Raw genomic sequence first — 26,548 nt, forward strand, 5'->3', positions numbered from 1 at the left:
AGGGGTGCCGGGGTGAGGACAGCACCTCGCGCACGTCGCCGCGCTCGACCGCGACGCCGTGGCGCATGACCACGACCTCGTCCACCGAACCCGCCACCACCGCCAGGTCGTGCGAGACCAGGATCAGCGCCATGCCCAGGTCACGGCGCAGCTCGTCCAGCAGGTCCAGGATCTGCGCCTGCACCGTCACGTCCAGCGCCGTCGTCGGCTCGTCGGCCAGCAGCACCTTGGGCTCGCACATCAGCCCCATCGCGATCAGCACGCGCTGGCGCATACCGCCGGAGAACTCGTGAGGGTAAGAGTTGACCCGCTTGCCGGGCTCGGGGATGCCCACCCGCTCCAACGACTCCACCGCGCGTTCGCGGGCCCGGGAGCGCGACACCCCGGACCGGTGCACGCGCAGCGCCTCCATCAGCTGGTTGCCGACGGTGAACTGCGGATGCAGCGACTGCATGGGGTCCTGGAAGACCATGGCGATGTCGTTGCCGCGCATCCGCCGCAGCCTCTTGTCCGAGACGCCGACGACGTCGGTGCCCGCCACCTCGACCTCTCCGCTGATCCGCGCCCGGCTCCCCCGGTGCAGGCCCATGAGCGCCAGCGAGGTCACGCTCTTGCCCGAGCCCGACTCGCCCACGATGCCCAGGGCTCCCCCGACGGGCACGGCGAAGGACAGACCGTCCACCGCCCGGACGTCACCGTCCATGGTCGGGAACACCACCCGCAGGTCCTCCACCCGCACGACCGGCCCCGACACCGCGGACTCGCTCACACGACCCCTCCCTCTTCGTCCCCGGGCCCGGCGGCCCGGGCCGTGCTCCTTGCGCGCGTGCGCCCCGATCGGCTATCCGTGGACGCGCACGCGCGGATCGATCAGCGGGTACAGCAGGTCCACCACCAGATTGCAGAGCACGATGAAGAACGCGCCGAACAGCGTCACGCCCAGGATCACCGGCAGGTCGCTCTGCATGATCGCGGTGACCGCGTACCGGCCGATCCCGTTCAGCGAGAAGACCTGCTCGGTCAGGACCGCGCCGCCCAGCACCAGGCCCAGGTCCAGGCCGAAGATGGTCACGATCGGCGTCAGCGTCGGGCGCAGCGCGTGCTTGAGCACCACCCTGCGTTCGCTCAGCCCCTTGGCGCGGGCGGTGCGGATGTAGTCCTCGCCCAGCGTCTCCAACATGCCCGCGCGCGTCTGGCGGGCGTACATGGCCGCGTGGAGGAAGGCCAGCGTCAGCCACGGCAGCAGCAGTCCCTGCGCCCACCTGGACGGGTCCTCGGTCAGGGGGACGTAGCCCGGCGCGCCGAACAGCCCCCAGGCGTGCACGAGGAAGGCCAGGGACAGCAGCCCGGTGAAGAAGATCGGCAGCGACACCCCCGTCAGGGCGACCGCCATCGCCAGCCGGTCGAACAGGCTGCCCTTCCACACCGCGGAGACCACGCCGACCAGGATGCCGCCCACCAGCCAGATCACCCCGGCGCCGAAGGCCAGTGAGGCCGTCACCGGCAGCCGGGACACGATCTCGGGGAAGACCTCCTGGTAGGTCTGGAAGGAGTAGCCCAGACACGGCGCCGCGCACTCGATCGTGTCGCCGCCGAACCGGTACTCCGCGCCCAGGAAGAGGCCGCGGACGAACTCCCCGAACTGCACGACGACCGGCCGGTCCAGGCCCAGTCGGTCGATGGTGGCCTGGATGGCCTCGGGTGTGGGGGCGCGGCCCACGTACATCGTCGCCAACTGCTCGACGGTGCGCCCCGCCCACCGGGGCACCACGTAGAAGATGGCGAAGGTGACCATGGTGACCACGGCCAGGAGCAGGAGTCCGGCGCCCAGGCGGCGCAGGATGTAGGTCAGCAACGCGCGTGCTCTCTGTCGTCGGGCGGAGCGGTGGGCGCCCGTTCTCGCCCCCAGAGGGCGCGAACGCCCACCGCTCCACGGTGGACCGGTTCCTACCTGCCGTTTCTCACTCCCGCGTCGTTCCCAAGGCCATGTAGTCGTACATGGAGTAGCCCGAGTGGTAGTACACGTTGGTCAGGTTCGGCGGGCGGTACAGCACCGTGCGCTCGAACACCGCGGGCAGGATCGCCGCCTGCTCCATCGCCCGCCGGTCGATCTGGGTGTAGACCGAGGCGCGCTCCTCGGGGTCCTCCACGGTGACGACCTCGTCGAACCAGGCGTTGATCTGGTCGTCGTCCAGCTCCGAGATGTTGGCGTTGCCCGCCTCCTGGACGGCGTCGCCGTCCAGGATCTTGCTCATGAACCCGTAGCCGCTCGCCCAGTCCGGGGCCCACCCGTACACGGTCAGGCCCAGGTCGTTGTCCTCCACGAAGGACGGCGACCCGGCCTGGGTGTTGGTGTAGGTGTCCGAGGGGTACTGCTTGATCCGCGTCTCGATGCCCACCCGGGCCAGGGCCTGCTGGAGCGCCTCGGCGGTGCTCACGTCGGAGGGCCGGTCGGCCCGGACGCCGATGGAGGTGGAGAACCCGTCGGGCTGGCCGCACTCCTCCAGTTTCTGCCGGGCCGTGTCCAGGTCGCCCTGGTTGCCCTGGGAGGGGTACAGGTCGATGCCGGGATCGGCGCCCGGCAGCGACGCGGGCATGATCTGGGTGGCGACGTCGCCGCCGGTGTCGCCACCCCAGGCCCGCTGGAGGGCGTCGCGGTCGGCGGCGTACATGACCGCCTGGCGGCAGGCCAGGTCGTCCAGCGGTTCCAGGACGGTGCTGATGTTGACGTAGCGCAGGGTGTTGCTCTGCGGGTTGTCGACGCTGTTCCTGCGTGCCTCGTCGGTGATCAGGGTGCCCCGCATGGCGGGCCCCACCCCGGCCCCGGCCAGGTCGACGTCCAGCTCCCCGGTGGTCAGGCGCTGGTCGATCTCGTTCTGGTCCACCCCCAGCTGCACCTCGATCCGGTCCGGCAGCGCCTCGCGGGTCGGGTCGGTGGCGGGGTCCCACTGGTCGTTGCGCACCAGGTTCAGGGAGACGCCGGGACGGTACTCGCCGTCGAACTTGTAGGGGCCGGAGGAGACGACGCGGCTCTGGTACTGCTCACCGCGGTCGTCCTCGGGCGGGACCGGCGCGGTCTGCGGCTGGATGAGCAGGTACGGGAACTCGGCGAAGGGGTCCTTGAGGTGGAAGACCAGGGTGTGGTCGTCGGGGGTCTCGATCCCGCCGAACCCGGCCAGCGGGTCGTCCTCGTTGGCGTAGGGGCCCTCGTAGTCCTCGCTGTCGGCCAGCAGGTCCTGGAAGTACTTGGGGCCGTTGGGCAGGGCCTGGGCTCCGAAGTTGCCGCGCGCGATGGCGTACTCGATGTCGGGCGCGGTGATCTCGGAGCCGTCCTCGTAGCGCAGCCCCTGCTTGATGGGCACCGTCCACTCGGTGAGGTCCTCGTTGGGCTCGGGCATCGCCGCGGCCAGGTCGGGCTGGAGCTCGGTGCCCTCCTCGCCTGGCGCTCCGACGTAGGTGAGCAGGGTGCGCGCGTAGTAGCGGCTGAAGTTCCAGCTGAACGCGTAGTAGGTGTTACCCGGGTCGGGCGAGTCGAAGTCCGAGGAGATGGCGTAGCGCAGGGTGCCGCCGGTCTGGTCGGAGGGGTTGACCACCTCGGTCTCGCCCTGGTTGAACTCGGCGTCGACCGGGCCGCCTCCGCCCCCGCCGCCTCCGGCGCCTCCGCACGCTGCCAGCAGCACGGCCGCGGCCGTGCCCGCGGCCAGGGACGCGGTCGTCCGGCGGCGCCCGCGGCGCTGGGAGGGCGCCGCGTCTGTGTGGTGGTCGGTGGTCAACCTTGCCTCCTGGTCGGATTGGCTGCCGGGGGCCGGGGCCCGGCCCGGGACACGCGACGGGCCCGGCCCGTCAGTCGGATGAGCGGGGGTCGAAGGCGTCGCGCAGCCCGTCGCCGAAGAGGTTGAAGGCCAGGACGGTGACGAAGATGGCCAGCCCCGGGATCAGCACGAAGTGCGGCGCGACGGTGTAGAAGCGCAGGGCGTTGTCCAACATGCCGCCCCAGGTGGCCATGGGCGGGTTGATGCCCACGCCCAGGAAGCTCAGGGCCGCCTCGAAGAGGATGTTGGTGGGGATGAGCAGCGTGGAGTAGACCAGGATCGGCGTGACGAGGTTGGGCAGGATCTCGCGGAAGACGATGTGGGCGCTGCCCGCGCCGAGGCTGCGTGAGGCCTCCACGAACTCGCGCTCCCTGAGGGTCAGGGTCTGCCCGCGCACGATGCGGCCGATGTAGGGCCAGTTGAAGAACCCGATGATGAAGACCAGCACCCCGATGCGCAGGCCGTTCCCGCTCAGGCCGAAGGAGCCGTCGGGGACGACGCCGACCAGGGCGATGGCGAAGAGCAGCAGCGGGAAGGCCAGGAAGATGTCCATGGCCCGGCTGATGACCGTGTCGACCCAGCCGCCGAAGTACCCGGCGACCATGCCGAGGACGGTGCCGATGACCACGCACACCAGGGTGGCGACCGTGGCGACCAGCAGGGAGGTGCGGGCGCCGTGGACGATGCGGCTGAACAGGTCGCGCCCGTTGACGGGTTCCACACCCAGCAGGTGGTCGAGGCCGATCCCGCCCCAGGGGTCGAGCCCCAGGGAGGGGTCGGCCGGATCGCGCAGGACACCGCCGGTGAGCGGATCGATCAACTCCTGGTTGAACTGGTTGGGCGGGTAGCCGAACCAGGAGGTGAGCAGGGGCGCGAAGACCGCGACCAGGATGAGCAGGAGGACGACGACTCCCCCGGCCATGCCGAGGCGGTCCCTGCGGAAGCGCTGCCAGGCGATCTGGCGCAGGGACCTGTTCGCCGCCCCGCGTCCCCCGGAGGCCGCCGCCTCGGGGTCGGCGTGCTGGGAGGACTCGGGCGCGTCCATCGGCACGGACATGTGCACCCCTGCCAGTTGACATGACTCTTCGTGTCTATTCAGATACGAAGAGTTTGCACGAGCCGCACGGGGGTTTCCAGCGTCCGCGCCGGTGTCACCGAACGGCGTCGGGCGCGGCCGTGGCCGGAGCGGTCCGCAGTTCCCGGGCCGCGCGCGAGGCGGGCGGCCCGGGAACGGCCGGAAGGGCTACCCGGGTCCTGCCGTGCCCTGCCCGGCCACGGCTCCGTCGGCCAGCCGCAGCTCCGACCAGGCCCAGTTGCGGCGCAGCCAGCGGTCGTGCGAGGCCACCACCACCGCGCCGGGCGCGGTGCCCAGTGCCTTCTCCAGTTCCTCGGCCAGCGCCAGGGACAGGTGGTTGGTGGGCTCGTCCAGCAGCAGCACGTCCGGTGCGTGCCCCACCAGCATCGCCAGCGCCAGGCGCCGCCGCTGGCCCACGCTGAGCCTGCCCACCGGCCGGTCCAGGTCGCGCGGGGCGACCAGGCCCAGGTCGATCAGGCGGGGTGCCCCGGGTAGGACGCCGTTGAGGCCCTCGTAGAGCGAACGCGGGGTCCGCTCGGGGTCGGGGAAGACCACGTCCTGTTCCAGCAGGGCGACCGCGGCCCCGCGCCGCCACAGCACCTGGCCCGACGCGGGGCGCAGCCGGCGCCCCAGGGCGTACAGCAGCGTGGACTTGCCCGCGCCGTTGGGCCCGGTGACCAGCAGGCGCCCGTCCGAGGGCACGTCCAGGCGGTCCAGGCGCAACCGGCCCGGCACGACCAGGTCGCGCAGGGTGATCGCCTGGCCGTCGGCCGTGCCCGGGTCGCGGGTCAGCGAGGCGCTGAACTCCAGCGGCCTGGGCGGTTTGCGCACCTGGTCGCGCTCCAGCTCCTCCAGCCTGCCCCGGGCGTTGCGCACCCGGCGCGAGACCTGCTTGTCCACGCGCCCGCCCAGGAAGTCGTAGCCCATCTTGTCGTTGTCCCTCGGGGCGCGGTTGTGCGAGACCTGCCGGGAGGTGGTGCGCACCGCCTCACGCAGGCCCTTGAGGGTGTCCTGCTCGTCGCGGTAGCGCTGCTCCCAGCGTTCGCGCTCCAGCTGCTTCTCCCTCAGGTAGAAGGAGTAGGCGCCGCCGTAGTAGGCGGGACCGTCCACGGCCGGGTCCAGGTCGAGCAGGCCGGTGCACACCGCGTCCAGGAAGACCCGGTCGTGGCTGGCCAGCACCACCAGTCCCGGCAGGCCGCGCAGGTACCCTTCCAGGAACTCCAGCGCCTGGTCGTCGAGGTGGTTGGTGGGCTCGTCCAGCAGCAGGGCGCGCGGGCGGCGGATGAGCAGGGCCGCCAGCCCCAGGCGCCCGCGCTGGCCGCCCGACATCCGCCCCACCGGCCGGTCCGGTCCGATGCCGTCCAGGCCCAGTCCCGCCACCACCAGTTCGGCCCGGCGTTCGGCGTCCCACACCTCCAGCAGTTCGGCCTCGGCCAGTGCCTCGGAGTACTCCCGCAGGGTCTCCCCGTCCTCTGGGGAGCCGTCCAGCGCGGCCGCGCTCGCGGTCAGCCTCCGCTCCACCCGCCGGGCCGGCTCGAGGGCCTCGGCGACCACCCGTGCCAGGGTCGTGTCCGGGGAGTGGGGCAGCTCCTGGTACAGGAACCCGGTGTCCGCGGGGCGCTCCACCCGCCCGGCGTCGGGTTCCTCCTCCCCGGCCAGCAGCCGCAGGAGGGTGGACTTGCCCGAGCCGTTCTCCCCCACCAGGCCGAGCCGCTGGCCGGGGGCGACGTCGACGTCCACGCCGTCGAACACCACGTGGGCGCCGTAGGACCTGGCGAGGTCGCGGGCGCGCAGCAGGGGCGGACCGGTCGAGGCCGTGTGCGGTGCGGACGCGGAGGCGGCGCCGGTCGTGTTGCCAAGGGTCATGGGTGGACCACCCTTCGTTTCGGGGTGGGCCTCGATGCGTGGGACCGGCTCGCCTGCGCGGCGCGGTCCGGGGACGACGCAGAGGTCGTCGACATCGAGACCGCACCGGGGACAGTGGCGCTACGCGCCGAGCGGGGATCCGGCTCCAGCCACGGTGGGCGAGCCCCGCGCGCTCGGCGGTTGTCGGTCTCGATGTCACATACGCATGTTGTGCCCAGGCTAACCCGCCGGGGCGGCGGGGGCAACGGAATTACGCGGGTGTCCGGCCACGTGCGCGCGGACCGGCCCGGCCCGGCTCCGAGGGCCTCGGGGACGGAGGGGCGGACCCGGGGGCGGTGTGACCGGCGCGGTCCGCCGGTCACACCGCCGCGGCCGTGGTCAGTCCCTGCCGCGCATGGAGCGGTAGCGCCGCACCAGGGAGGTGGTGGAGGCGTCCAGGCCGGGCACCTCGGCGCCCTCGGTGAGGGCGGGCTCGACCCGCTTGGCCAGCACCTTGCCCAGCTGCACGCCCCACTGGTCGAAGGAGTTGATGTTCCACACCGCGCCCTGGACGAACACCTTGTGCTCGTAGAGGGCGACCAGCTGCCCGAGTACCGAGGGGCTGAGCCGGTCGGCGAGGATGGTCGTCGTGGGCCGGTTGCCCTCGAAGGTCCGGTGCGGGACCAGGTCGGCGGACACGCCCTCGGCGGCGACCTCCTCCGCGCTGCGGCCGAAGGCCAGTGCCTGCCCCTGGGCGAACAGGTTGGCCATGAGCAGGTCGTGCTGGGGCACCAGGTGCTCGGGCAGGTCGGGGGCCGGGTTGGCGAAGCCGACGAGGTCGGCGGGCACGAACCGGGTGCCCTGGTGCAGCAGCTGGAAGTAGGCGTGCTGGCCGTTGGTGCCCGGCGTGCCCCACACCACCGGCCCGGTCTGCCAGTGGACGGGGCGCCCGTCGCGCTGCACCGACTTGCCGTTGGACTCCATGTCGAGCTGCTGGAGGTAGGCGGGGAACTTGGACATGTGGTGGCTGTAGGGCAGCACCGCGTGGGTCTGGGCGTCGTGGAAGTTGCCGTACCAGACACCGAGCAGGCCCAGCAGGAAGGGCAGGTTGCGCTCGACGGGGGCGGTCGCGAAGTGGGTGTCCATCAGGTGGAACCCGGCGAGCATCTCCCGGAACCGCTCGGGGCCCACCGCCACCATCAGGGACAGGCCGATGGCGGAGTCGTAGGAGTAGCGGCCGCCCACCCAGTCCCAGAACCCGAACATGTTGCGGGTGTCGATGCCGAACTTCGCCACCTCCTCGCCGTTGGTGGAGACGGCGGCGAAGTGCCTGGCGATGGCTCCGTCGTCGCTGTCACTCCTGAGGCCCAGTCCGTCCAGCAGCCAGGTGCGGGCCTCGGTGGCGTTGGTGATGGTCTCGATCGTGGTGAAGGTCTTGGAGGCGACCACGAACAGCGTCGTGGCCGGATCGGCGTCCACGAGCGCCTCGTGCAGGTCGGTGCCGTCCACGTTGGAGACGAACCGGAACTCCAGCCCGCGGTCGGTGTAGGGGCGCAGCGCCTCGTAGGCCATGGCGGGTCCCAGGTCGGAGCCGCCGATGCCGATGTTGACGATCCGGCGCACCGGCCGGCCGGTGTGGCCGAGCCACTCCCGGGCGCGGACCCGGTCGGCGAACTCCGCCATCCGGTCCAGGACCTCCTGGACCTCGGGGACGACGTCGCGGCCGTCGGCGCTGACCACCTGCCCGCGCGGCGCGCGCAGGGCGGTGTGCAGGACGGCCCGGTCCTCGGTGAGGTTGACGTGCTCGCCGCCCAGCATGGCGTCGCGCAGGTCGGCGACCCGGGTGGCCCCGGCCAGGTCGGCGAGCAGGCGCAGGGTCTCGTCGGTGACGAGGTTCCTGGAGTAGTCGACGTGCAGGTCGCCGACGTCGAGCGTGTACCGTTCGGCCCGGCCGGGGTCGTCGGCGAACAGCTCGCGAAGGTCGGTGGAGCCCCACCGCCCGTGGTGCTCGCGCAGCGCGGTCCACTCGTCCCGCTGGTCCAGGGGAACGCCCGGGCGGGCGCGTTCTCCGGTGTCCTCAGCGCGCGGGAGAGGTGTACTGGCAGACATCCGGCGGCTCCTCGTCGGTCGGTGCTCCGGCGGCACGGCGCGGGTGCTCGGTCCGCGCGCCGCCCGCGGTGTGCGGCTGTGCTTCCAGCCACAAGCCTGCCACGAAAACCGGGCCCGCGGCGGTTGTCCACAGGCCCGGGCGCGGACTTTCGCGCGCGGCGCGGCACCGGTTCCGGCACGCCGCTCAGCGCAGGCCGCTGCCCTCCTGCTCACGCTCCCGCCGCAGCACGGCCACCTCCGCGCGCAGTGCCCGCAGCTCGGCCAGGATCACGGCCTGTCCCCCGTCGGGACCGCCGTCGCCGGGGTCGCCGCCCGTCCGACCCGCGAAGCCGCCTCCGCCACCGCCGCCGCTCTGCTCGTCGTCCTTCTCCAGGGCCTCCACTGCCACGGCGATGAACAGGTTGAGCGCCACCAGTGTGGACACCAGCACGAAGACCACGAAGAACACCCACGCCATCGGCTTGTGCTCCATCACGTCCTTGGCGATGGTGCCCCAGCCGTCCGCGGTGGCGATCTGGAACAGGGTGAACAGCGACAAGGGCAGGTCGCCGAAGTACTGCGGCGAGACGTCGGCGAAGAGCTCGGTGGCCATGACCCCCGACACGTACAGCAGCAGCACCACCAGGAACAGGATGGACATCATGCCGGGCAGAGCCCGGAACAGGCCCGTGACGACGTGGCGCAGGGTCGGTATCACCGACAGCAGGCGCAGGACCCGCAGCACGCGCAGGACCCGCAGCACCGAGAAGGGGCCGGAGGCCGGAAGCAGCGCGATCCCGACGATCACCATGTCGAACCAGCTCCAGGGGTCGCGGAAGAACGCACGCCGGTGGGCGTACACCCGCATCCCCAGTTCCAGGACGAACAGGGCGAGGATGGTCAGGTCGACGGCGCGGAGGACGCCGCCGTAGGAGTCCGTCACCCGGGGTGAGGTCTCCGCGCCGAGGATGACGGCGTTGACGAGGATGAGGGTGATGACGCAGGCCTGGAACCAGGGGGCGTCGACGATGGCTCGAACGCGCTCGCGCACGACAGAGGGGGCTCCGTTCACATATCGGACAGCGCGGCAGAAGCCTACCGTGCGTCACCCCGCCCGGTTTCGCACCCGCCTCTCCCCTCGCATCAGCCCCTGGCGTCCTCCGGCCGGAGCGGGCATGATCGGAGTGAGGGACCGAGCGTGAGGGGGACGCCGGTGACAGAGTCAACCGAGGGCTTCGACGAGTTCGCCACGGGGTCCTGGGATCCCGGATACGACGACGACGTGGACGCGGACATGGACGTGGGGGCCGCGGACCAGGACTCCGCGGTGGCCTACTTCCTGCGGTACTTCCCGGAGGGCCACCGGATCGAGGAGATCGAGGACCACGACGTCCTGGGCATCGACGCGGAACTGGGCCAGGAGCTCACCGAGCAGGCGCCCGAGACCGGCGGGGAGCGCCCGCCGACCACCCGGCGCGAGGAGCTGGCGCGGCTGCTGCGGGCCGAGGAGTTCGCCGACAGGGTCCGCGACCGCGGCCGGTGACCCGGCGAGGCGGTGACACCGTGACGCTCAGTCGGCCAGGTCCGCGCTGAGCCAGCGCTCCACGCGCAGGACGTGCACGGTCGCGGCGGCCCGGGCGGCGTCGGGGTCGCGCGCCACGAGGGCCTCGTGGATGCGCAGGTGGTCCTCGCGCAGCTTGGCGGTGAGCCCGGCCTCCCGGTGCCCCGCCCACACGCGGGCGTGGAAGGTGCGCGAGGACAGGCCGTCGTTGACCGCGGCCAGGGTGGCGTTGCCGGTGCTGGCCACGATGGCCTGGTGGAAGCCCAGGTCGGCGGTGACGGTGTCGGCGCAGAAGGTGTCGTCCCCGCCCTCGATCCGCTCCAGCAGGGTGCCGATGCGGTCGAGGTCCTCGGCGCTGGCGCGCGCGGCGGCCAGGGCGGTGGCGGCGGGTTCGAGCATGCGCCGCACCTGGAGGACCTCCAGGAGGGTGCGCCCCTGGGAGACCTCGGCCAGGACGGAGAAGGTCTCCAGCAGGTCGGCGGGGCGCAGCGCGGTGACGTAGACGCCCGCGCCGTGGCGGGACTCCAGGACGCCGAGCGTGGTCAGGGAGCGGATGGCCTCGCGCATGGAGCTGCGGGACACCCCGAGCTGCGCGGACAGGTCGCGCTCGGTGGGCAGGCGCTCCCCCGGGCCGACCTGCCCGTCGGCGATCATCGCCTTGATCCGGTCGGCGGCGCGCCGGGTGACGGTGGTGCGCCCGAGGTCGGGGTCGCTCACGGGGTTCCTCCAGTCTGTGCGGTGGTCCGATTGTCCGGCTCGTCCGCCGGCCCGACGGATCGGGGGCGAGGCGCTCGCGTGACTCACGCCACCACCATTCCACCAAGAGATCATACCAATTCACCACCGCCTCTCCCCACATCACCCTTTTTGCCCCCCTTCTTGCCCAGATACTTCCTGCCGTGCGAAAGTGGTCCGACCACCCCAGGCTCGTGGCGAGCAGTCCCGCCACGGCAGCGCACCGCGTAAGCCGCCCCGGCGGGCCCGCACGCGCGCCGGTCGGCCGGGCACGAAGGAGGCACATGCGGATCGCGCTGTTCATCACCTGCGTCAACGACACACTCTTCCCCGACACCGGGCGGGCGGTCGTGCGCCTCCTGGAGCGGCTGGGGCACGAGGTGGTCTTCCCCGAGGGCCAGACCTGCTGCGGGCAGATGCACTACAACACCGGCTACCGGCGCTCGGCGAGCCGTCTGGCCGTGCGCTTCGTGCGCACCTTCGAGGGCGCCGACGCCGTCGTGGTCCCCTCCGCCTCCTGCGCGGCCATGGTCCGCGACAACTACCCGCGTCTGGGCGCCGGCGGAAGCCGCCTGTCACGCAAGGTGGCCGACCTCGCCCCGCGCGTGTACGACCTCACCGAGTTCCTGGTGGACGTGCTCGGCGTGACGGACGTGGGCGCCTACTACCCGCACAAGGTGGCCTACCACCCCACCTGCCACGGGCTGCGCATGCTCGGCCTGGGCGACCGCCCCTACCGGCTGCTGCGCGCCGTGCGCGGCCTGGAGCTGGTGGAGCTGCCCGGAGCCACCGAGTGCTGCGGTTTCGGCGGCACGTTCGCGGTCAAGAACGGCGACGTGTCCTCGGCCATGGGCGCGGACAAGGCCCGCCACGCCGTGGAGACCGGCGCCGAGGTGCTGTGCGCGGTCGACAACTCCTGCCTGATGCACATCGGCGGCACCCTGTCCCGGCAGCGGTCGGGGATGAGGGTGGCGCACCTGGCCGAGATCCTGGCCAGTACCGAGAAGGAGGGCGCCCACGGGGTTCTGGAGGAGCCGAAGGCGGATTCGTGAGGAACGAGCGAACCCGCCGAAGGCACCGAAGGTCCCCGTTCCCCGGGCGCCCGAACACGGGCCGAAGCGAAGCGGAGGCCCAAAGAGACAAGGAGGGCGCATACTGATGAGCGCGACGTTCCTGGGCATCCCGCCCTTTCCCGAGGCCGCCGCGGGCGCGGTCAACGACGCCCGGCTGCGGCACAACCTGCGCAGGGCCACGCACACCATCCGCGACAAGCGCGCCGCCGTCGTCGACGAGCTGCACGAGGACTGGCAGCGCCTTCGCGCGGAGGGCGCGGCGGTCAAGGAGCACACCCTGCGCCACCTGGACCACTACCTGGAACAGCTGGAGGAGTCCGTCCAGCGGGCGGGCGGACGGGTGCACTGGGCCTCGGACGCGGCCGAGGCCAACGAGATCGTCACCCGGCTGGTCCGGGACACCGGCGAGACCGACGTGGTCAAGGTCAAGTCGATGGCCACCCAGGAGATCGAGCTCAACGACGCCCTCGCCGCCGCCGGGATCACCGCCTACGAGACCGACCTGGCCGAACTGATCGTGCAGCTGGGCGAGGACCTGCCCTCGCACATCCTGGTGCCCGCCATCCACCTGGGCCGCGCCCAGATCCGCGAGATCTTCCTGGAGCAGATGGCCGAGTGGGGCGTGCCCGCGCCCCGGGGCCTGACCGACGACCCCCGGGCGCTGGCCGAGGCGGCCCGCGTGCACCTGCGCGAACGCTTCCTGCGCACCCGCACGGCGATCTCGGGGGCCAACTTCGCGGTGGCCGACAGCGGCACGCTCGTGGTGCTGGAGTCGGAGGGCAACGGGCGCATGTGCCTGACCCTGCCCCAGACGCTGATCTCCGTGGTCGGCATCGAGAAGATCGTGCCGACCTGGTCGGACCTGGAGGTGTTCCTCCAGCTGCTGCCGCGCTCCTCCACCGGCGAGCGGATGAACCCCTACACCTCCACCTGGACCGGGGTGACGCCGGGCGACGGCCCCCAGGAGTTCCACCTGGTGCTGCTGGACAACGGCCGCACCGACGTGCTGGCCGACACCGTGGGCCGCCAGGCGCTGCGCTGTATCCGCTGCTCGGCGTGCCTGAACACCTGCCCGGTCTACGAGCGCACCGGCGGGCACTCCTACGGTTCGGTCTACCCGGGCCCGATCGGCGCGATCCTCACACCGCAGCTGCGCGGGATGTCCTCGCCGGTGGACGAGGCGCTGCCCTACGCGTCGTCGCTGTGCGGGGCCTGCTACGAGGTGTGCCCGGTGGCCATCGACATCCCCGAGGTGCTGGTGCACCTGCGCGAGGAGGTCGCGGAGCGCCCCGGGCACGCGGGGGAGAGGGCCCTCATGGCGGGCGCCGAGGCCGTGCTGTCCTCCCCGCGGACGCTGGGCGCGGTCCAGCGCGCGGCGGGGTTGGGGCGCCGTGCGGTCCCGCGCCACCTGCCGGGCCTGGCGGGGGCCTGGACCGACACCCGGGACGTGCCCGACGTCCCGGCAGAGTCCTTCCGCCAGTGGTGGGACAGGCGCGGAGGGGAGGGCCGATGAGCAGCCGCGAGCGGATCCTGGCCAGGGTCAGGAGGGCACTGGCCGACGTGCCCGCCGACGAGTCGCCTGTGCGGGAGGTCGGGCGCGGCTACGCCGACAGCCACGGTGTGGGACCCGCGCTGGAGGTGCTGGAGGACCGGCTGCTGGACTACCGCGCGCTGGTGCGCCGGATCGGCGCCGACCGCGTGGCCGCCGAGGTGGCCGCCGCGCTGGAGCGCCGCGGGGCGCGGCGGGTGGTCGTCCCCGCGGACGCCCCGCCGGAGTGGTTCGCGCACGCCTCCGCCGAGCGGCTGCCCGACTCCCGTGAGGAGCCGCTGGCGGTCGCCGACCTCACCGGTGTGGACGGCGTGGTCACCGGCTGCTCGGTGGCCGTCGCCGAGACCGGCACGATCGTCCTGGACGGCGGACCGGGCCAGGGGCGCAGGGCCGTCACGCTGGTGCCGGACTACCACCTGTGCGTGGTGCGCGCCGACCAGGTGGTGGACGGGGTGCCTCAGGCGGTCCGGCTCCTGGACCCGTCGCGCCCGCTCACCTGGATCAGCGGTCCTTCGGCGACCAGCGACATCGAACTGAACCGGGTGGAGGGGGTGCACGGCCCGCGCACCCTGGAGGTGCTGCTGGTGGACCCGGCGCTCTGAACCCGTTGACGGTGGCCGCCCCGTGGACGGAGGCGTGGTCCGGCGGAAGCGGCCCCCGAACCCGCTGGTGGAGGCCTTCGGGGTAGGGCTGTCCCCACCCCCTTCCTCCGGGACACCCCCGGGGAAGGGGGGTGGACGCCCCGATGGCGCCGCACGGGCCGCCCTTCCTAGCGTGGATGGTGACCACGACGGCACCGAACGACGGGACACCATGCCCCCTTCACCGCACCCATCCTCCGCCCCCTCCCTTCGCGCGCTCCGGGCCGGTACCGCCCTCGCCGCGGCCGCCGCGCTGGCGCTGCCGGTCTCCCTGGCCGCCACCGGAACGGCCGCGGCCGACACCGGCCCCTCCGACGCCTCCGCCGACACCCTCCGGGCCGCCCTGCCCGGTCCCACCGGGGAGCACCCGGTGGGCAGGACGACCCTGCACCTGGTGGACGGGGAGCGCGAGGACGTGTGGGTGGGCGGCCCCCGCCAGCTGATGGCCACCCTGTGGTACCCGGCGCGGGTGGACACGGGCCGACCCGCGCCGTACATGACCGAGGCCGAGTCCGCGGCCATGGTCGCGGAGTTGGACCTGGAGCTGCCCGCCGACCTCCTGCACAGCGGGGTGCGCACCTCCTCCCGCCTGGACGTGCCGCCCGCGCGCACCAGCGACGGGTTCCCGCTGGTGGTTCTCTCCCCCGGCGCGGGGCACAACCGGATCGAGCTGTCCTCGCTGGCCGAGGAGCTGGCCAGCCACGGCTTCGTGGTGGCCGGGGTGGACCACGCCCACGAGGCCGCGCCCGTGGAGTTCCCCGACGGGCTGGTCACCGAGTGCACCGGGTGCGAGAGCGGCCAGTGGGCCCTGGGCGCGACCAACAGGGCCGAGGACGTCTCCTTCCTCCTGGACCGGCTCACCGGCCCCGATCCCGCGTGGCGGTGGTCGCGGGTCATCGACGCCTCCCGGATCGGGATGGCCGGGCACTCCTGGGGCGGCACGGCCACCGCCGAGACGCTCCGGACCGAGGATCGGGTGGACGCCGGGATCAACCTGGACGGCCCCTACTACCCGCCCGTGGTGGAGGAGGGGCTGGACAAGCCGCTTGCGCTGATCGAGAACGACCAGGGCAACACCTGGGACGGCGTCGAGCAGATGTGGCCGCGCCTGGAGGGTTGGCGGCAGTGGATCCGGCTCGACGGTTCGGGGCACTCCAACAGCATCGACCGGGGCGTGCTGATGGAGCAGCTCGGCCTGACCGGTGCCCTCACCCCCGCGCAGTGGGAAGCGGTGTTCGGCGACATCGGGGTCGAGCGCGGCCTGGAACTGGTGCGCACCTACAGCCTGGCGTTCTTCGACCACCACCTGCGCGGCGGGGAACAGCCCCTGCTGGAGGACCCCGAGGCCTTCCACCCCGAACTGGTCGTGGTCGACCCCGACGAGGGGTAGCCGCCGCGGGCCCTGCCTCCGGTGCCACCGCCGCCGGTCAGTCCCGCGGCCGCCAGGCTGCCAGCAACCGCTCCAGGGCGTCGGGCTCGGCGCGCTCCCGTGCGAACGGCGCCTGGTAGCGGGCCCCCGCGCCGCGCGGAACCCGGCGTGGCCGCGGGGCGGGAGCGGTCACGGACCGCTCCTCCCGTGCCCGCTCGCCGTCCTCCCCCGCCAGGGGCGCCTGGTAGCGCGCTCCGCGCGGGGCGGGACCGCGCCTCCCGCGCAGGCGCCGGAGCACCGGGACCGGGGCGCGCTCGCGCACCGGCTCCTCGGGCCCGACGCGCTCCCCGGTGGCGGCGAACCGCACCGGCAGCTCCTCCAGGCCGTGCACGGCCGGGGACGCGCGCCAGCGCAGCTCCTCGGGCCCGACCGCCAGGACCATCCCGCGCAGCCGGTCCACGGCGGTGTCGATGGCGGTGCGCGCCAGCTCGCGGGTGAGGCCGGTGGCGGGGCAGCGGTGCGCCCCCGCGCCCCACGCCAGGTGGGATCGGTCGCCCGCCAGGGCCATCGCGTCGTCGCCGCGGGACACCGACGGGTCGGTGTGCGCGGAGGCCAGCCCCAGCAGCAGCGGCTCGCCCCTGCGGACACGGACCCCGGAGAAGCGCAGGTCGGCGACCGGGTAGCGCCCGGCGAGCATCCGGATCGGGGAGTCGGTCCACATCACGTAGTCCACGAAGTCCTCGGGGGTGAGGGTGCCGCCCAGATAGGCGGTCCACACGCCCGGGTCCTCCAGCAGCCGGAGCAGGGCGTTGCCGACGAGGTGGGTGGTGGGTTCGTGCCCGGACTCCCACAGCAGCGTGAGCGCCCCGACCGCCTCGTCGTCGGTGAGCCCGGAGGGGTGGGCGAGCAGCCAGCTGGCCATGTCCTGCCCCGGGTCGGCGCGCTTGCGCGCGACCAGGCCCGCGAAGTAGGAGCGGACCGCGGTGGCGGCGGGGCCGGCCCGGCCGGGATCACCGCTCCACAGCCGCGGGGCCAGGTCGGCCAGCAGGCCGCCGTAGGCGTCGGGCAGGCCGAAGAGCTCGTTGAGGACCAGGGCGGGCAGCGGGGCGGCGAACCCGCCGATGAGGTCGGCGGCGCCGTCGGCCGCGACCCGGCCGAGCAGGTGCACGGCGGCGCGTTCGACGACCGGGACCAGCCGGGGTGTGTCCACCCTGGCCAGGGTGTCGACGACGGCCGCGCGCAGCCGCCGGTGCTCCTCGCCGTCGCGGGCCAGGGCCGCGCTGCGGGCGGGCCCGGCGCCCTCGGCGCCCCACGGGCGCGGGTCGGCGGAGAAGAGGGTCTGGTCGCGCAGCGCCTGGAGGTTCTCCCGGTAGCCGAGCAGGAGCCACCCGGGCACGCCCGGGCCCACCTCGACCGGGACCAGGCCGCCGTGGCGGTCGCGCAGCGCCTCCCAGGGCGTGTCGGCGCCCGTGCTCTCGTGCGGGGGGAGGGAGACCGGGCAGCGGGCGCCGCCGGCCCCGCTCGACGGGGGTTCGTCGCGGCCGTCGGCCCCGGTTCCCTGGCGCATGGAGACTCCTCAGTGGCTGCGGGTGCGAGGCGACGGTACGCGCCCCGTGTTTCCGCCGTGCTTCGGTCAGGAAAGCTCCGCCTTTCCGAACGGGGCACCCGGTGCCGCGGAGGGCCAGGACGGAATCATCCGTCACGGCGCCCAGAGGAGCCGGTGTCGCCGCACCGGTGACGTTCGTGCTCCTTCCTCCCTCCGGCCGGGGGTGTCCCCCGCCACCGCCCCTCCGGGGCTCACTCCCGCCCGCCGCGGACCCGCCGGTCGGTAGGATGGCCTGCTGGTCTCGCAGCACCACCGAACGGAGGACCACGTGGGGAAGAAGGGTCGCGGCCGACAGCGCGGCGGCGGTCGCCAGGCGGCCGGGCGGGGCGCCGAGCCCTGGGCCGGTCCCGCGCCCGGGGACTCCCCCGAACGGGTGGTCTCGGAGGCGGTCGACGCGCTGGTGCTCGGCCGGGAGGGCGGCGGCGTCGACCTGGCCGCCGCTCGGCTGGCCGACTCCGAGGACCCGGCGTGGGCCGGGGCGGCGGACCGCGCCGTCCGCGACGCCCTGCTGGCGGGGGTGGCCTCGGCGTGGGCGCGCGGGTGGCAGCCCGCCGAGACGGTCCGCCAGGCGGGACGCGCACTGGACCCGGTGGCGGCGGCGGTGTGCGCCGACGCGGTGGCGGCCGACCTGGCCCGCCACTCCCCCGCCGCGGTGGACCCGCGCTGGACCGCGCAGGTGCGCGAACTGGGGGCTTCCCCGTCCTGGGGCGGGGCCGGGGCCTACCTGGCACACGTGGGCGCCGAGCACGGACTGCTGCGCTTCGAGGCGGTGGAGACGGCGCTGCGGCTGCTGGCCGCGCTGCGCGTGCTGCCGCCGGTGCACCGGCTGTGCCCGCCGCCGGGGACGTTCCGTCCGCGGCCGGAGGGGGCCGCGCGGACCGCGGAGGCGGTGGACCAGGGCAAGCTCGCCCGCGTGCGCGCGCTGCTGGCCAAGGCCGAGTCCACGGAGTTCCCCAGCGAGGCGGAGGCGCTGAGCGCCCGCGCGCAGGAGCTGATGGCCCGGCACAGCATCGACCGCGCCCTGCTGTCCGAGGAGCCCGGGCAGGCGTCGGAGGCGGCCTCGGGGCGGCGGCTGCCGGTGGACGCCCCCTACGACGAGCACAAGGCGGTGCTGCTGCACGAGGTCGCCGAGGCCAACCACTGCCGGGCCGTGTGGGACCGGGAGCTGGGACTGTGCACGGTGATGGGCTTCCCCGGGGACGTGGAGGCGGTGGACCTGATGTTCACGTCGCTGCTGGTGCAGGCCGAGACGGCGATGCGGACCAGCGGTTCGGTGCGCGACCGGTCCGGCAGGGCGGCGGGCAGGGCCTTCCGCGCCTCGTTCATGTCCGCGTTCGCGGTGCGGGTGGGCGAGCGGCTGGTGGAGTCGGCGCGCGCCGCCGAGGAGGCCGCCGCGGCCGAGACGGGGACGGACCTGGTTCCGGTGTTCGCCGCGCGCGAGCGCGAGGTGGAGGCGGCCGTGGCCGAGGCCTTCGGCGAGCTGACCTACTCGCGGGTGCGCGGACCCGCCAGTGAGGACGGCTGGTACGAGGGCCTGGCGGCGGCCGACGCCGCGTCGCTGGGCGCGCACCGCCGCGTCACGGACCGCTGAGCCCAACGGGACACCGCCGGAAGGCCGGTCCCGGCGGGGCGGACCCGGCGGCGGGGCGGCCGACGCGGACGGAGGGCTGACCCTTTCGGGCGGCTGACGCGACCGGACGGTCAGCGCGGCAGGGCGCATGGTGCGGCCCGACGGCCGGGACGGCGAAAACCGGTGGCCGCGCGAGCGGGCGAACCGGTACAACCGTGGCCATGCGCAAGTACCCGCGGACCCGGCACATCCGGGGCTCCCGCCTCCAGACGGGCGACCACGACCTGACGGCCGTGCCCTTCTCCGCGCTGGCCGGGCGGCACCTGGTGGTGGAGGAGAAGCTGGACGGCGCCAACGCCGGGATCAGCTTCGGCCCCGGCGGTGAGCTGCGCCTCCAGAGCCGGGGCCACTACCTCACCGGCGGGCCCCGCGAGCGGCACTTCGCCCCGTTCAAGGCCTGGGCCGCGACCGTGGCGCCGCTGCTGCGGCCGCGCCTGGGCGAGCGGTACGTGCTGTACGGGGAGTGGCTGTACGCCAAGCACACCGTGTTCTACGACGCGCTGCCGCACCTGTTCTGCGAGTTCGACGTCCTGGACACCCGCGAGGACGCGTTCCTGTCCACGCCTCGCCGCCGGGAGCTGCTGGAGGGCGCCCCCGTGGTGTCGGTGCCCGTGCTCCACACCGGACCTCTGGAGCGGCTGGCGGACCTGACCCGCCTGGTGGGCCCCTCCACCTGCCGCACCCCCGGCTGGCGCGGGGCCCTGGCCGAGGCGGCGGGGGCCGCGGGCGCCGACCCCGGCCGCGCCCTGGCCGAGAGCGACGGCTCCGACCTCATGGAGGGGCTCTACGTCAAGGTCGAGGAGGACGGCCGCACGGTGGACCGGTACAAGTGGGTGCGCCCGGGGTTCACCTCCGCCGTCCTGGACTCGGGCACGCACTGGCTGGACCGGCCGCTGATCGCGAACGGGCTGGCCGATCCGGAGGTGCTCTATGCGGGTGTTCGCTGAGCTGTGCCCGGCTCCGCCGCGCTGGGAGCTGGACTGGGCACGGGTGCGGGAGGCCCTCCCGTGGGTGCGCGACCTGGCCGGGGTGGAGCAGGACCCGGTGCACCACGCCGAGGGGGACGTGGAGACGCACACCCGGATGGCGTGCGAGGCACTGGCCGGGCTGCCCGCGTGGCGGGCCCGACCCGCCGAGGACCGGGCACGGCTGTTCGCCGCCGTACTGCTGCACGACGTGGCCAAACCGCTGTGCACCCGCCGGGAGGAGGACGGCCGGGTCACCGCGCACGGCCACTCGCGGCGCGGGGACCTCCTGGCGCGGCGGCTGCTGTGGGAGGCCGCGGCCGGGCCCGGGGCCGCCGCCCCGCCGCTGGAGGCGGTGCGGTGGCGCGAGCACGTGGCGGCCCTGGTCCGCCACCACCAGGTGCCGTTCTGGGCGCTGGAGCGCCCGGACCTGCGCCGCATCGCGTTCCGGGTGAGCCTGGTGGCGCGCAACGACGACCTGGTGCTCCTGGCCACCGCCGACATCCTGGGCCGCCGCTGCGGCGACACCGCGGAGGTCCTGGAGAACGTCGGGCTGTACGGCGAGTACTGCCGGGAGCAGCGGTGCCTGGACCGGCCGAGGGAGTTCCCCTCCGACCACGCCCGGTTCTGGTTCTTCCGCAAGCCCGACCGCGACCCGGACTACGCCGCCCACGACGACACCCGGATGACGGTGACCGTCATGTCGGGGCTGCCGGGTTCGGGCAAGGACACCTGGATCGCGCGCGAGCGGCCGGGCGTGCCGGTGGTGAGCCTGGACGCGCTGCGCGCCGAACTGGGCGTGCGCCCGACCGCCGACCAGCGCCCGGTGGCGGCGGCCGCGTACGCGCGCGCACGCGAGCACCTGCGCGCGGGGAGGTCGTTCGTGTGGAACGCCACCAACGTCTCGCGGTCGCTGCGCGACCAGTGCGTGGATCTGGCGGCCGCCTACCGGGCGCGTGTGGAGATCGTCTCCGTCGAGGCCCCGCCCCGGGTGCTGCGGGACCGTCTGGACCGCAGGCGGGCGCCGGTCCCGGCCGCCGCCGTGGAGCGCCTGGTGCGGCGCTGGGAGTGCCCGGACCCGACCGAGGCGCACCGGCTCGTCCGGTGGACCAGCGCCTGAGCGCCCGGCCCCGCCTCCGCCGGACCGGATGTCGGGGCCCCACGGGTCCGAGAGACCGCGGGCCCGTGCTTCGGCACGCGGAGGCGGTCTCCTCCCCCGCTTCGGGCGGTCTCCGCCTGGGACGGGAGCGATTTCGGCGTTTTCCCTCGCGGGTCCGTACGCCGCGGCTAGCCTGATGCCGTTTCAGCGACTCGCGGCACTTTGGGTGGTATGGCAATGACTGAGCGCGTCTACTCCGCCGTGCATGCGTGCCTGGACTGGGCGGGGACGGTCGAACCACGTCCCGTCCTGGACACCGACAGCCTGCTGTTCCTGCTGACCGCCCACCTGGACGCGGGCGCACCCGACCCCGGGGACTGGTCCACCGCCGACGTCCACGACATCGCCCGTACCGTCCGCGACTGGGACCGTGTGCCCGACAACCTCAGGGACACCTGGCTGACCTGGTGCGACTTCCTGGTCGACCAGGGTCGGCTGCTGTCCGCGGAGAGCCCGCGCCGCCTGCGCGCCGCCATCGCCACGGTCGACCTCGCCCCCGGCGGTCCGCCGCCGCCCGAGGACCGGTCCGAGGGGGCCGTCCTGCCGCTCCTGGACCGGCTCGGCGTCGGCGCGGACGGCGGGCCCGAGGCTCTGCCGACGGTCGTCCCGGCGGATCCGTCCGTCCTGGACGCGGCGGCGCGCCGGTGCCGACCCCTGTCCGAGGCCGCGCGGCTGACAGCGTGGGTGGGCGGGGGCAGGTCCCTGCGCGCCGAGGGGGGCGACGCCCTCACCCCGGACGACACCGCCGGGGCGGCCGCCGACATGGGGATCGCGTCCGGGAGGGTACCCGCGCTGTTCGCCGTGGCCAGGGACGCGGGGCTGCTGCGCACCACCTACACCCGGGTACTGCCGGGCCGGGCGGCTCGGAACTGGTGGGACGGTGTGCCGGGGACGGCCGCCGACGCCTGGGCCGACGCCCTGCTGACCATGACCGACCTGCGCGGGGTCACGGCGTTCCTGCTGCTCACCGACCTGTTCGTGCACGGGGACGCGCGCACGCCCGCGCAGCTGGCGGCCGTGTACGGGCCCGGGATCGCCCTCCCCGGGGAGGACCCCGTGGAACACGTGCGCCAGGCGCTGGAGGCCCTGAACGGCCTCGGCGCGGTCCGCGGGGCCGGCGGGGGCCGGTTCCGCGTCACCGGTCTCGGCGACCACTTCATGGTGCGCCAGCTGCGCCAGTCGGGGGCCGACGTCGCGGTGGCCCCGCCCGTGTCCGGGATGGACGCCGAGCGGGTGCTCGCCCTGGCGGAACGGGGCCGCCCGGTGGACGCCGAGGGCCTGCTGGAGCGGTGGGTGGCCGCACGCGACACCGAGAGCGCGGTGTGCGGCCTGTTGGAGGCCTGTGACGCCCCCGGTTCCTGGCGCCTGCGGGAGCGGGTGGCCCGGGTGCTCGCCGGGCTGGACGAGGACCTGGGCCCGGTTCTGGGGCTGTACGTGCACCACCCCGTCCTGGGCGGGTGGGCCCGGCGGCTGCGCGGCGGGGCCGCCGGGACGCCCACGTCGCACCAGGAGGTCTGGGCGGTGCTGGACGACTACGCGATCCTGCTGGAGGGCGGCGGGCCCCTCCCCCTCCGGGATCGTGACAGGTACGCCGGGTGCGCGGAGGGGTTCGTCCGTGCCGTGTGGCTGACGGGCCACCCGGCCTCGGACACCGTGCTGGACCTGCTGGCGGAGGGTGCGCTGGGCGCGCCCCTGGCCGAGGCCGCGCGGCGGGTGCGCCCCGTCCCGGTCATCCCCTGAGCGGTGCTCCCCTCCCCTCTCCCGCCCCGGCCCGGGGCGGGAGGACGGGCGTGCGCGGACTCAGGCCTTGACGACCAGCTGGTAGGCGAGCATCTCGACGCCGGGCACCGGAACCCAGTCCCGCTCGGGCACCCGCTCGAAACCTCGGGCGCGGTAGACGTACTGGGCCGCGACCATCTCGGGCAGCGTGGACAGCAGCAGCCGGGACACCCCCTCCTCGCGGGCTCGGTCGACGAGCGCGTTGACCAGGTCGCGCCCCACCCCGCGCCCCCGCGCCTCGGGAGCGACGGCGAAGGCACGGATCTCGGCCTCGTCGGCGTTGCGGGCGATCTCGCTCTCCGGCGACCAGGGCTCGAACATGGCCGTCCCCAGGAGCCGGTCCTCGTCGGCGGCGACCAGGATCTCGCCGCGGCCGTCCGTCCCCAGGAGCCGGAGCGTCTCGACGTAGGCCGGGTTCACGTCCAGGAGGCCATCGGCCGTGTAGGCCGTCACGCGCAGCTCACTGACGGCGTTCATCTCATCGGGAAGTACTCGACGCACGATCATGGACGTCATTCAACATGATGGGAGGGCTCCCCACCGCTGATCGCCGCACCACCCGGAGCGTCGAAAACGTCACCGTGAGTGACTCTTTACGGAGGTTTATCCCCCGCTCCGGAAGGGAGCGGAGCGGGGGCGTCGGCGTGTCGGAGGCCTCAGGTGTCCTGGACGGCTCCGCACTCCCGCGCGCCGCCGGTCTCCTCCAGGTCGTAGGGGTCCAGGGGCGCGCCCCCGGGCCGCTCGCCCCCGGTGAACTCGTCGGGGAAGGCCGGGGTGAAGGTGTGCTGCTCCAGGCAGTGCGCCGGGGCCACGAAGCGCCACCACCGCGGCCACGCCTCCAGTGCGCCGTCACCCGTGTCGTGGAAGCCGACCTCCCCGCGGTGGGAGGTGACCAGGCGCACCGACACCGCGTCCCCGGGCCGCGCGACGGGGTGCACGACCGTGTACTCGGTGCGCACCGCCAGGTAGTACGCGCCCCACCCGTCACGGGCCTCCTCGGCCCGCATCCAGCCGTCCACCCTCACCGCGTCGCCGACGGGTTCGGCCGTTCCGGGCGTGAGGTTGAAGGGGAGGCGGCGTGTGTCGCGCTCGGGGTCCTCGTGGCCGAGGTCGTCCAGGTACCACTCCAGCGCCCGCCCCGAGAGCAGGGCGTTGAACTCGCTGTTGTCCTCGTCGAAGACGGCGTCCTCGTCGAGGTAGACGGCTTCCAGGAAGTCCCGGGTGGTGGCGTAGGCGTGCGCCACCTGCTCCTCGCTGAAGGATCCGACCGGCTCGGCCTCGGGGGTGTCGAAACCCTCTCCGTAGTCCTCGGCTGGGCTGCCCGCGAAGGGGGCGTCCGGGTCGACCCGGTCGTAGCCCTGGATCGGATTCAGGGCGGCGTCGTCGGCGAGCCGGTGCAGGCCCTCCTGGAGCGGGGCGCATCCGCTGAGGGCGAGCGCGAGGAGGAGTGCCGCCCAGGAGGCGGTGTGGGTACGGGGTGACACGGGGGATTCCCTGTTCTCTGCGGGGGATGTGCGAACCTCGTTCGGTTCGAGAATGTGTACCACTCCCGTCGGACACCCCGGCGCGGCGCCTCCCGCCTCCCGCCTCCCGAACGGAGTTGTCCACAGGCCTCCGGCGGCGCGGCCGCGATCGTGCCACCCTTCTGGTGAGGGGAGGCGCTCATGCCCGACCACACCACCGGAGGGCCCGTTCCGATACCGACCGTCCGCGTCTTCAGCGGCTCCGCGACGCTGGCCGCGGGAGGATGTCCGGCGCACCGCCGGATCAGCGCCGACCTGTCCCTCGGTGCGGATCCGCCGCCGCGCGACACACCCGGGGCGGTTCTGGACGCCGTCCTGGACCTGGTCGAGCACGCGGGCATGGCGTTGGAGGAGGCCTGCGCGCACCTGGCCGCTCCGGGAGGGCCGGGCCGCGTCCCTCCCGGTCGGCGGCTCACACCGCCGCACGCGGGGCTGCTGGCCTGGGTCCGGCACGCCGCGCGGTGCTATCTGGAGTCCCTGGCCGGGGACGGCGGGCGCGGCGGCCTCCGCCGCGCGCCGGTGTTCGACTTCTGGGTCCGCCAGTACCTGCCCGTGCCCGGATCCCCCAACTCCCGACCCTACGAGGTGTGCGCCCGGGGCCGAAGGTACTCCTACGTGCGGGGATCGGACCGGGTGCGGGAGCTGCGCATCCCCGTCACGGGCGCGGCCGGGGAGGGGGCCCGCTCCCGGGCGGAGGTGGCGGTGGCCGCGTACGTGCTCGCCACCGGGACGCCGGTGGACCGCGACGCCTGTGCGGCGCGGCCCGGGCGGTACCGGGGCGGCGCCCCCTATCCGATGCGCGGGCACCGCGGCGCCGCCGAGGTCCGGCCGCCGGACCGGGTACGCGTGGTGGAGGCCTCCTGCCTGGACTCCTCCACCGCCGTCCTCTACGACGGTTCGGCCGCCGAGGCCGGGGAGGCCTTCGCCTCGGCGGGACGCGAGGGGCTGCGCTCGGCCCTGGTGGGCGGGGCCCGCTCCCCCGGCGGGGACTGCCTGGCCTGTGCGGGGCGCTGCGGCTGCGGCCGGCTGCCACGCGCGCCGGGGCTGCTCGGCCCGCACGGCGGACCGTGGCCCCGGCGGTCCTGGTCGGTCTCCCTGGGGCTGCGCCACCGGGACTGTCCCGCCCGGTCGCACTTCCACGCCCTGGGACTGCCCGCGGATCCCGGTGCCGAACCGGCGCCGCTGCGGCGCGACCGCGCCGTGCGCGCCTGGCTGGAGCGGCTGCACCGGCGCCTGCCCCGACGGCCCTGTACGGCCGGGGACCTGCCCGGGGACCGCTCGGCCTGGTCCGCCGGGGGACGGCGGCTGGAGGGTGAGCAGGCCCGTCGGGGAGCCGACATGATCGCCGCGCACGTCGGGGTCTGCCCGCTGCGCGGGCTGGCCTCGGGCAGCCACGTGCGGGTGGGCCACACGCTGGCCGCCGACGACACACGGGCCGACGTCCTGGTCCTGGCCAGGGCCGAGGTGCTCCACCACCGGGGCCGGTCCTGGGTCTACCGCGCCGTCACCACGACCGACGGCGCGCCAGCCCCGGCAGGGGGCGGACCCCCTCCCGCGGAGGGTCCGCCCTCCCCAGGCGGGGAACCGCCGCCCCGGGACGACGGCACGCCCGATCCGGGCGGGGGTGCTGCGCCCGCTTCAGGCGGGGGCGCGCCCTTGCCGGAAGGGGACTGGCCCGACCCGGGCAAAGACGCGCTCTCCGGAGACGAGGAGGCCCTGCTCGCCGCGGAGCCCCGGCTGGCCCTGGCGGTGGGGCTCTTCGCCTGCGGCGCCCTGCCCGCGGGCCCGGACTCGGCGGTGGAACTGGAGGTCCTCAGCCCCCGGGGCGCGTCCGTACGGTCGCTGGATCCCGGTTCGGCACGGGTTCGGACCGCGGCCAGGCGGGTGGTGCACGAACTCGCCGCACCCTGGTACGACGACGCCTCCCACCCGCCGACACCGGGCGAGGTCTGCCGGGACTGCCCCTACCGGCGCTGGTGCCCGGCGACCGACGCCCTCTGCGTCCTCCACGACCCGGACGTACGGTCCCTGGACCGGCACGGCGGCACCGGCCCCGGACCCGTGCGCGACCCTCCCTCAGACCAGGCCGCCGGTTCGCCCTCCTCGGCGAAGCGGTAGGCGCTCGCCTGGAGGTCCCG

General features: G+C 74.3%; 21 protein-coding genes. 10 read left to right on the forward strand and 11 right to left on the reverse strand.

The genetic code is table 11. The features are described 5' to 3' along the window. The 7 genes from HGB44_RS22120 to HGB44_RS22150 form a co-directional block, all read right to left on the reverse strand. The coding region (locus tag HGB44_RS22120; protein ID WP_168444106.1) for an ABC transporter ATP-binding protein at window positions 1-769 on the reverse strand (769 nt) is incomplete at its 3' end. Window positions 770-841: 72 nt separating this feature from the next. After that, window positions 842-1,855 carry an ABC transporter permease gene (locus HGB44_RS22125; protein WP_061081659.1) on the reverse strand — a complete coding sequence of 338 codons (1,014 nt, stop codon included), beginning with the start codon at window positions 1,853-1,855 and terminating at the stop codon, window positions 842-844. Between the two features lie 106 nt (window positions 1,856-1,961). After that, window positions 1,962-3,773, reverse strand: coding sequence for an ABC transporter substrate-binding protein (locus tag HGB44_RS22130; RefSeq protein ID WP_061081658.1), 1,812 nt, complete (start codon window positions 3,771-3,773; stop codon window positions 1,962-1,964). A 70-nt stretch (window positions 3,774-3,843) separates the two neighbouring features. Beyond that, window positions 3,844-4,869, reverse strand: a complete 1,026-nt coding sequence (locus HGB44_RS22135; protein WP_061081657.1) for an ABC transporter permease — start codon at window positions 4,867-4,869, stop codon at window positions 3,844-3,846. A 186-nt stretch (window positions 4,870-5,055) separates the two neighbouring features. Next, window positions 5,056-6,753, reverse strand: a complete 1,698-nt coding sequence (locus tag HGB44_RS22140; protein WP_061081656.1) for an ABC-F family ATP-binding cassette domain-containing protein — start codon at window positions 6,751-6,753, stop codon at window positions 5,056-5,058. 378 nt (window positions 6,754-7,131) lie between these two features. After that, the gene (gene pgi / locus HGB44_RS22145) at window positions 7,132-8,841 is read right to left on the reverse strand and encodes a glucose-6-phosphate isomerase (protein WP_061081655.1); all 1,710 of its coding nucleotides are present in this window, start codon (window positions 8,839-8,841) and stop codon (window positions 7,132-7,134) included. A gap of 184 nt (window positions 8,842-9,025) precedes the next feature. Beyond that, window positions 9,026-9,871: an ion transporter gene (locus HGB44_RS22150; protein ID WP_061081654.1), complete on the reverse strand. Its 846-nt coding sequence runs from the start codon at window positions 9,869-9,871 to the stop codon at window positions 9,026-9,028. 162 nt (window positions 9,872-10,033) lie between these two features. Between HGB44_RS22150 and HGB44_RS22155 the strand changes: the two genes are divergently transcribed. After that, complete coding sequence (locus HGB44_RS22155) at window positions 10,034-10,363, forward strand: hypothetical protein (protein WP_082768465.1); 330 nt, start codon at window positions 10,034-10,036, stop codon at window positions 10,361-10,363. A gap of 27 nt (window positions 10,364-10,390) precedes the next feature. Here HGB44_RS22155 and HGB44_RS22160 read toward each other — a convergent pair whose 3' ends face one another. Next, window positions 10,391-11,098 (reverse strand): FadR/GntR family transcriptional regulator, encoded by a 708-nt coding sequence (locus HGB44_RS22160; RefSeq protein WP_061081653.1) that lies wholly within the window; start codon window positions 11,096-11,098, stop codon window positions 10,391-10,393. 302 nt (window positions 11,099-11,400) lie between these two features. On the opposite strand from HGB44_RS22160, the gene HGB44_RS22165 reads away from it, so the two are divergent. The 4 genes from HGB44_RS22165 to HGB44_RS22180 all read left to right on the forward strand — a co-directional run bounded on the left by HGB44_RS22165 (window position 11,401) and on the right by HGB44_RS22180 (window position 15,769). Continuing rightward, a complete protein-coding gene (locus HGB44_RS22165; protein WP_061081652.1) occupies window positions 11,401-12,168 on the forward strand; it encodes a (Fe-S)-binding protein in 768 nt (255 codons plus the stop codon). A 106-nt stretch (window positions 12,169-12,274) separates the two neighbouring features. After that, entirely contained in the window at window positions 12,275-13,702 is a 1,428-nt protein-coding gene (locus tag HGB44_RS22170) for a lactate utilization protein B (protein WP_061081651.1), read from the forward strand. Next, window positions 13,699-14,340, forward strand: a complete 642-nt coding sequence (locus tag HGB44_RS22175) for a LutC/YkgG family protein (protein ID WP_061081650.1) — start codon at window positions 13,699-13,701, stop codon at window positions 14,338-14,340. Before HGB44_RS22170 ends, HGB44_RS22175 begins: the two co-directional genes overlap by 4 nt. 211 nt (window positions 14,341-14,551) lie before the next feature. After that, on the forward strand, window positions 14,552-15,769 hold the full coding sequence (locus HGB44_RS22180; protein WP_061081649.1) for an alpha/beta hydrolase family protein: 1,218 nt from the start codon (window positions 14,552-14,554) through the stop codon (window positions 15,767-15,769). A 37-nt stretch (window positions 15,770-15,806) separates the two neighbouring features. Here HGB44_RS22180 and HGB44_RS22185 read toward each other — a convergent pair whose 3' ends face one another. Then, the gene (locus HGB44_RS22185; RefSeq protein ID WP_061081648.1) at window positions 15,807-17,315 is read right to left on the reverse strand and encodes a cytochrome P450 family protein; all 1,509 of its coding nucleotides are present in this window, start codon (window positions 17,313-17,315) and stop codon (window positions 15,807-15,809) included. A 307-nt stretch (window positions 17,316-17,622) separates the two neighbouring features. Between HGB44_RS22185 and HGB44_RS22190 the strand changes: the two genes are divergently transcribed. From HGB44_RS22190 to HGB44_RS22205, 4 genes are all read left to right on the forward strand, one after another. After that, window positions 17,623-18,945, forward strand: a complete 1,323-nt coding sequence (locus HGB44_RS22190) for a DUF2786 domain-containing protein (RefSeq protein ID WP_061081647.1) — start codon at window positions 17,623-17,625, stop codon at window positions 18,943-18,945. 200 nt (window positions 18,946-19,145) lie between these two features. Further along, window positions 19,146-19,931, forward strand: coding sequence for an RNA ligase family protein (locus tag HGB44_RS22195; RefSeq protein ID WP_061081662.1), 786 nt, complete (start codon window positions 19,146-19,148; stop codon window positions 19,929-19,931). After that, window positions 19,915-21,069, forward strand: a complete 1,155-nt coding sequence (locus HGB44_RS22200; protein ID WP_061081646.1) for an AAA family ATPase — start codon at window positions 19,915-19,917, stop codon at window positions 21,067-21,069. Before HGB44_RS22195 ends, HGB44_RS22200 begins: the two co-directional genes overlap by 17 nt. Window positions 21,070-21,279: 210 nt before the next feature. Next, window positions 21,280-22,848 (forward strand): hypothetical protein, encoded by a 1,569-nt coding sequence (locus HGB44_RS22205; RefSeq protein ID WP_210752013.1) that lies wholly within the window; start codon window positions 21,280-21,282, stop codon window positions 22,846-22,848. 60 nt (window positions 22,849-22,908) lie between these two features. On the opposite strand, the gene HGB44_RS22210 is transcribed toward HGB44_RS22205, so the two are convergent. Both HGB44_RS22210 and HGB44_RS22215 read right to left on the reverse strand, forming a co-directional pair. Then, window positions 22,909-23,394 (reverse strand): GNAT family N-acetyltransferase, encoded by a 486-nt coding sequence (locus HGB44_RS22210; protein ID WP_082768463.1) that lies wholly within the window; start codon window positions 23,392-23,394, stop codon window positions 22,909-22,911. Between the two features lie 149 nt (window positions 23,395-23,543). Continuing rightward, a complete protein-coding gene (locus HGB44_RS22215) occupies window positions 23,544-24,371 on the reverse strand; it encodes a hypothetical protein (RefSeq protein WP_061081643.1) in 828 nt (275 codons plus the stop codon). A gap of 180 nt (window positions 24,372-24,551) precedes the next feature. Between HGB44_RS22215 and HGB44_RS22220 the strand changes: the two genes are divergently transcribed. After that, entirely contained in the window at window positions 24,552-26,528 is a 1,977-nt protein-coding gene (locus HGB44_RS22220) for a hypothetical protein (RefSeq protein ID WP_061081642.1), read from the forward strand. Window positions 26,529-26,548: the final 20 nt, after the last annotated feature.

Origin of the sequence: Nocardiopsis alborubida, from assembly GCF_012396365.1 — a bacterium.
Taxonomy (GTDB): Bacteria; Actinomycetota; Actinomycetes; order Streptosporangiales; family Streptosporangiaceae; genus Nocardiopsis; species Nocardiopsis alborubida.